Here is a 6,401-nt window from a genome sequence, read left to right as displayed (position 1 = left end):
ATCCACTGCGACGAATACGGCCGGGTCAAAGTGCAGTTCCACTGGGACCGCGAAGGCCAGGCCGACGACAAGACCAGCTGCTGGCTGCGCGTCTCCTCCGCCTGGGCCGGCGCCCAATACGGCGGCATCGCCATCCCGCGCATCGGCATGGAAGTGCTGGTCACCTTCCTCGAAGGCGACCCCGATCAACCGCTGATCAGCGGCTGCCTGTACCACAAGGAAAACACCGTCCCCTACGCGCTGCCGGCGAACAAGACCCGCACCACCTTCAAGACCCTGAGCTCGATGGGCGGCGGTGGCTTCAACGAACTGCGCATCGAAGACAAGAAAGGCCAGGAACAGATCTTCCTCCACGCCCAGCGCGACTGGGACGAAAACATCGAACACGACCAGAAAATCCGCGTCGGCAACGAACGCCACGACGTCGTGGAAAAGAACAGCTACACGGAATTCAAGGCCGAAGAACACCACACCGTCTACGAAGACCGCAAAGTCGAAGCCCGCGCCAACGATCACCTGACCGTGGGCGTGAACCAGCACATCAAGATCGGCACCGGCCAGTTCATCGACGCCGGGCAGGAAATTCACCTGAGCAGCGGGATGAAAGTGGTGCTGGAGGCCGGGGCCGAACTGACGCTGGTCGGTGGCGGCAGCTTCATCAAGATCGATGGCGGCGGCGTGACCATGAGCGGGCCGGCGATCAATATCAACTCCGGCGGTGGGCCGGGGAGCGGGACGGGGGCGGCGCCGTTGATGCCGGGGCCGTTGAAGCAGGCGGATGCGGATAAAGCCGGGAAGTTGTTGGTGCCCGCGCAACGGCGGGCGTTGATGCAGAAGAAGCCGATTTGTGCGGTTTGCGAGGCTGCAAAAGTTGCGGCACAAAAGGGTGAACAGTAAATGAATAAACTACCGCCGCTTCCGAATGACTTGCCGTGGAAGACGCCCGCCTATTTACTTCTGGACGGCGTGAGTGTGCCCAATCTGGCACAGCAGCTGTACCAATGGGACAACCAGGCATACAGCCTCTACCAATCGACACGCTGGCAAGAACTGTCCGACATCTCGCCTTACCTGATTGCTCTCAAAGGGCCCAGCGATCCGCTTTTAGCCTATTTTCTGGAAATCTCGGCCTTGGAGTGGGGCTATCTGTTGTTCAGTACTACCGATGCTCATGTGCTTTGGGGACATTGGCGTCACTTGCTTACGGTGGAGCATCCGAGCGGCGTTGAGGTTATGCCGCGCATCGCCGACCCAGCAGTCATGCATCAGTTGTTCGGGTTGGCGGAGCAAGCCAGTAGTGCACGCTGGTTTGGTCCGGTCGAGTACATCTGCCTGCCAGACGGAGTCGAAACCTTATGGCATCAACACAAACGTCCCGAACCCGCCATTGCTGAACCGCAAACCTATCGCTTGACCGATAAGGAACTCACAGCGTTAGGTGAGGTAGAGTTTCGCAACTTTGTCTCGTCATTGAATGAGCACTTGGAAAAGTACTTTCCTGAATACATGGCGACTTTTCCTGAACAGGATCGTCGCCCCTATGCGCAGAAAATAGCGGATGAAGCCTACGAACAAGGTTTTGCGTCGGAGCAGGAAATCACCCTCTATGCGAACGTTTACGGTTATCTGGCAGGGGAACCGCTGACTGACCACCCTGATATCGTGCGACTGCTGACGCAGTCGACACCTGATGCGCCATTGAAGCGCGTGGAGCGCGCTGCCGAGCTTGCCGAAAGCCGTGCTGAGGATCGACAAGGAAGCCCATCATGACCGCTCAACAACCACCAAAAACCAGCGCCAACACTGCTGCCCTGGCTAAACCTGCCAAGGACACCCGTGTCCCAATGGGTGAATGCCAATTGATGAACAAGAAAGTTCAGTTGCTGCCTCTGCGCTATGGGCTCGTTCAGCACCTCGATCCCGCATCCGAACTCGCCATGCCGTTCAAGACAAAAAGCCAGCCACTGGGCATCCGGCTGTTGCGCGACGGCTACCTCTACATCATCAACGGCACCACCGGTTACCTACACGAGTACCGCATAGAGAAAGGCGAGATCACCAAACTATTGTGGAGCAGCCAGGAAGTCTCCGGTGACACGCGCACCAGTTCGATCGGCGAACCTCATCTTGTCTTCACCCGAAAACACACTTTGTATGCCAGCTATTCCGAGCTTCAATGGACAGCCAATAAATGCTCGCAAGTGCTCAAGTCCAAAGAAGAACGGAAGCGTTTGATGCAACCGGTGGAGTTGGCAAGTGCCTGCCCTGAAAAGGGCGGCAAACATTTGTTGAGCAAACAACAAGTGGAAAACTGGCTGGCAGAAGTGAAAGAGCAGCCTGAAAAAAGCGCCGATGCCGTCCTTGAAGGAGCAGACCCACAAGAAGGCAAGGCTTATCACTGGGAAGATCAACCGCTGTTCAAACCTATTGCGATTGAATCGCTGACCAGTAAGGTGCAGGGCGCCTACAAGAATGACTATTTGTTTCTGGTGTTGCGTGACGACATCGGCGTCATGCGCGATCTTGCCAGCGCTCAGTTGAAAGTGGCTGACTGGATTGATCGGTGGAGCAAGGACGATAAGCGTCAGGCGCAATACCTCACGGGTTCCTACGTACAGTCTCTTTATGATGTGAACGGTCCACGGCTGGAAGCGCTGGGTAAAACAGATCCTGAAGTTCAGGCACTGAAAGATGACACCGACGAAGAACAGCAATCGAAAATCTACGACTTCCTGAAGGTTCGCCGGGACCACAGAGACCCAGGCATCTACGGTGACGAAACTCATTGGCGAAAGATGGCGGAGAAAGATCCTTACGCCCGCGCCTACATGGACATGACGGATTCCCTGGGAGATCCGCTTTATCGTAAACACCAGGACACTTTGAACAAACTCAGCCTGCAAAGCTGGTATGCGTTGCATGGCAAGGAATTAGGTCAGCGAGGTATCGACGATCTGGTCAACCGTCAGGAAATGGAAGCCTTTGTTCAGGAACAGCAAAACCTTCTAAAACATTGGCACGATCGTCTGCAAAACATCCGTGAAGATCGACTGAATATGTTCACCAGTGGCCGCTTTCACGGTGCAGCCTGGTATTACGACTTCAATCTCGACGCACAAATCAAGCACCGACTGGAAACCGAGTTTGTCTGCGTGGCAGCCATGTGCGCAGACCCAAAAGCGCTCGAAAAACTTGCCGCCTACATGGAGGCAAATCTGCAGACCCTGGTGCCAGGACTGGATACTCTGTCCCTCGTGGCACAGGTAGACATTGCAAAAAAACTGGCAGACTTGACCAGCTTCTCGATCAACGTGATCTCGGCCAAGGAAAACCTCGCTAACGTCAATGTGCTGACCAACCAGTTCCACAGCTTGATGACCGAGCGCCTGCCCAATTACGCCAAACTGAACACCCAGTTCATGGGCATGCAAAGCATGCTGGACGAGGCCTACAACCCGGCGCGGCAGCTGAAAATTGCCGATCAACTGGACAAGGCTCACGAGAGTTTCGCGCGCGCACAAACCGTTGATCCCAACGAGTACATCCGCAAGATTGGAGCACCCGCGCGCCTGCAGCTATTGCGCGAGTTCTCTCGACAGGGATTGACTCTGCGCGCGGCTACAGGGGCTGAAATTGCAGCCTTCAATCAGGCTCGCGACCAATCGCTGAACTTGCGTAGCCAATTGAAAGAAAGCTACAAACTTCGAAATCGGGAATTGATGCGCCAGTCCATCGGCTCTGCAACTCCGGGTAGTGAAGCACCGCATAACCAACGCATCGCTCAACTGAAAAATGTGCTGATTCCACTGGAAGAGAAACTCACCGATGCCTTGGCGGTCGGGGGTGATAGTGCAGCGAAAATTGGTACGGTGGTTGATGGGCTGGATCCGCAGTTGCGGATGGAGATGAGTAGAACTGTGCGCGATTTCAGGGCCACTGGGACTTTCAGCAAACCGCTATCTGGTGCCTTGAAATCGAAAGGTGATGGTATTGCATTTGCTCTGTTTGTCATTCAGGGACAGAAGTTTATTGAAGGGTTGAATGCCTTTCTAAAAAAAGAGAATCGTTCCGCAACGGATGCTCTGGCTTTCACGGAGACGGTCATAGGCGTGACAGCTGCTGGTTTCGCAACCGTCCAAGGATTGTCGGTTACTATTTTTCAGGCACATATCGAACAGATGGAAAGTGCTGCTGGCAAACTAAATACAATGAGCCGCTTGGGACGCTGGAGCGGTATAGCAGGATTTTGGGCATTCGTAGCTGGAGGCCTGGCCGCGTCGCTCGATCTAGGAAAACACTCTTTGCAATGGGGTAAAGCTTTAGCTGAAGGTGACTACAAAGGATTGGCAGCAACGACGTTGCAAATAAGTGGCGACGCAACGTTGGTCGGAACCAATACATGGGCAGCCAAACACACAGGATCCATAGTCAAGAACATTATGAAGAATCCTACGGAGCTTCGTGCATTAGCATGGGCTGAAGCCAGCCCAAGGCTTTTGGCCATCGGTACACGCGCCAACCTGATTGGACTGATCGCCACAGCTCTGCAACTGGTGGGTGAAGGGCTCTTCAACTATTTCAATCTGGATGACTTGCAGAAGTGGATGGAGAGCTGTGCGTGGGGGAGAAAAACCAAGCAGCGTAATGCACAGGACGAATGGAACGAGCTCGCGAAAGTTGTGCAGAAACCAACTTGCGAATTCATCAGAGATAACAAACTTACTTATCTAAAGCTTCTACTACCTGGTGTAAGCACACAGGAAATGGATAGTCGGAAATTACAACTACAGGCATACCAGCAATATCGCGATCAACCTCGAACCAACGCCTATAGCCCTGGGCCATTTCCTTTGCGCTGGAAGGAGTGCACATCCGCCTGGGCTCCTCGTTTTATTGTCGCCAGTAAAGGCAAGGAAGCATTAATACTCCATTTGCCAATCAGTGACTCATTACAAACCACTGACTTTGCGTTGGCATTCAATATTGCTTACCAACTGGAAGCCGAACGCGACGTAATGCACCAAACCTGTTTTGTTCTGCGCAATCTGCACATCCTTAATGCCCATGGCGTACGAATCCCCACAAAAGGCACGTATAAAGTAGATTCTGTTGATACCTTACCGACCGGAACCGGTAAGACACCCTTCAGGTTATTCAAAAAAGAAGATTTGGCGACGGCAGATGCTTAGGAATTTATTTAGACGCAAAAAGAGCAATGAAGGGAAGGAATCAACCCCAGATATCAGAAACCAACGCCCACGCGCTGGAGAAATTCGTGTCAGCGGATTAAATGAGACCCTATTTCTTTCGCCACTACCTGTTTACACCGGCCAGTCACAATCATCCCGTCGTAATTTTTCGGAGATGAACGAAACGTATCTGGAGCTAGGTGGTAGCAACTGGGGAATAGTTGAACAAGGAAAAATATTAGCCGCTGGAATTTGGCTGCCCATTTTCTTGGCGTTCATTATGCCAAGCCTTGTCATTATCTATGGAGTAATCGCTTATCCAGAAAACTTCAGCGATCCCTGGCAAGAACTCTTTATGTTTATGAAGGTTACGATTAGCGTTTCTCTCCTTTCCATACTGCCAATCGGCGCCTATGTCTACGGAATGTTTTCCAGCGTTTTCACCGCCGCAAAAACCTATCCCGTCCGCTTCAACCGCCAGCGCCGTGAAGTCTGTTACGTCGACAGCAAAACCCATCGCGTGCTGATCGTGCCTTGGGAAAGCGTGGTTGCCTGGGTTGCAAACTCCCAGGGCGTCACCAGTTACGGCGCCACTCGCCAATACACCTTAGGCATGGGGTTGGAAGATGAAGAGCAGGACAAAGTGCAGTTTCTGCTGCTACCACAACCCAGCGATGCTCACTCCTTGGGCATGTGGGCATCCATTCGCAACTTCATGGAAGACGGTCAACTGGTCGATGTGCCGAACCCGATGCTCAAGGCACTCGGCCTGATCCCGACCGGGGATCGGCTCAAGCCTTATGAAGGACTGCACACCTTTGAAATCGAACGCGAAGATGCCCGTGCGATGGGGTCGCTGGACGAAGAAGGTGGCGAGGACCTGACTCCAGAACAACGGAGGGAATATGGATTCGGGGAGAAATCTCGATGGCCATTGCGCCGCTGGTACATCGGGCGTGTACTGACCTTCTGGAAAATGCCCTACATCCTCGCCGAATGGGCTCATCGCAAGGGCCGTCCCCTTCTGCCGGAACAGGTTCAAGCCTGGTCGCAGCCACTTCCACCGGAGCAGTGGGCCAAGCCCAGTGCGGCACTGGTGAAAGCCAATCAGTTGGTCAAAAGCGCCATGGACAAGAAAGGCGCGACCTTTGTCGAGGCCTGCAAGGCCGCAGGTTTGCACTGAAGGAAACCCGGCGAACGATGCTCGATCCT

The 6,401-nt window shown here is 53.6% G+C and carries 4 protein-coding genes; all 4 read left to right on the top strand.

Features of this window, described 5'->3' with window-relative positions:
• Positions 1 to 897 (top strand): type VI secretion system Vgr family protein (locus tag AC1MDC_RS17480; RefSeq protein WP_480393407.1); only part of this gene is annotated, 897 nt, incomplete at its 5' end.
• Positions 898 to 1,770 (top strand): DUF4123 domain-containing protein, encoded by an 873-nt coding sequence (locus AC1MDC_RS17475; protein WP_480393406.1) that lies wholly within the window; start codon positions 898 to 900, stop codon positions 1,768 to 1,770. It abuts the gene before it with no gap.
• A complete protein-coding gene (locus AC1MDC_RS17470) occupies positions 1,767 to 5,189 on the top strand; it encodes a toxin VasX (RefSeq protein ID WP_480393405.1) in 3,423 nt (1,140 codons plus the stop codon). The genes AC1MDC_RS17475 and AC1MDC_RS17470 overlap by 4 nt, the downstream gene beginning before the upstream one ends.
• Complete coding sequence (locus AC1MDC_RS17465) at positions 5,182 to 6,372, top strand: DUF6708 domain-containing protein (RefSeq protein WP_480393404.1); 1,191 nt, start codon at positions 5,182 to 5,184, stop codon at positions 6,370 to 6,372. Before AC1MDC_RS17470 ends, AC1MDC_RS17465 begins: the two co-directional genes overlap by 8 nt.
• Positions 6,373 to 6,401 lie beyond the last annotated feature (29 nt).

It is taken from the genome of Pseudomonas sp. 1, from assembly GCF_056626735.1.
The sequence above is the reverse complement of the archived record's forward strand: the minus strand, read 5'-3'. Positions and strand labels throughout refer to the sequence as shown.

What these genes read in the sequence shown, in the direction of transcription:
- AC1MDC_RS17470 (WP_480393405.1), top strand. Translation starts at nt 1,767, where the DNA reads ATGACCGCTCAACAACCACCAAAAACCAGCGCCAACACTGCTGCCCTG.
- AC1MDC_RS17465 (WP_480393404.1), top strand. Translation starts at nt 5,182, where the DNA reads ATGCTTAGGAATTTATTTAGACGCAAAAAGAGCAATGAAGGGAAGGAA.
- AC1MDC_RS17475 (WP_480393406.1), top strand. Translation starts at nt 898, where the DNA reads ATGAATAAACTACCGCCGCTTCCGAATGACTTGCCGTGGAAGACGCCC.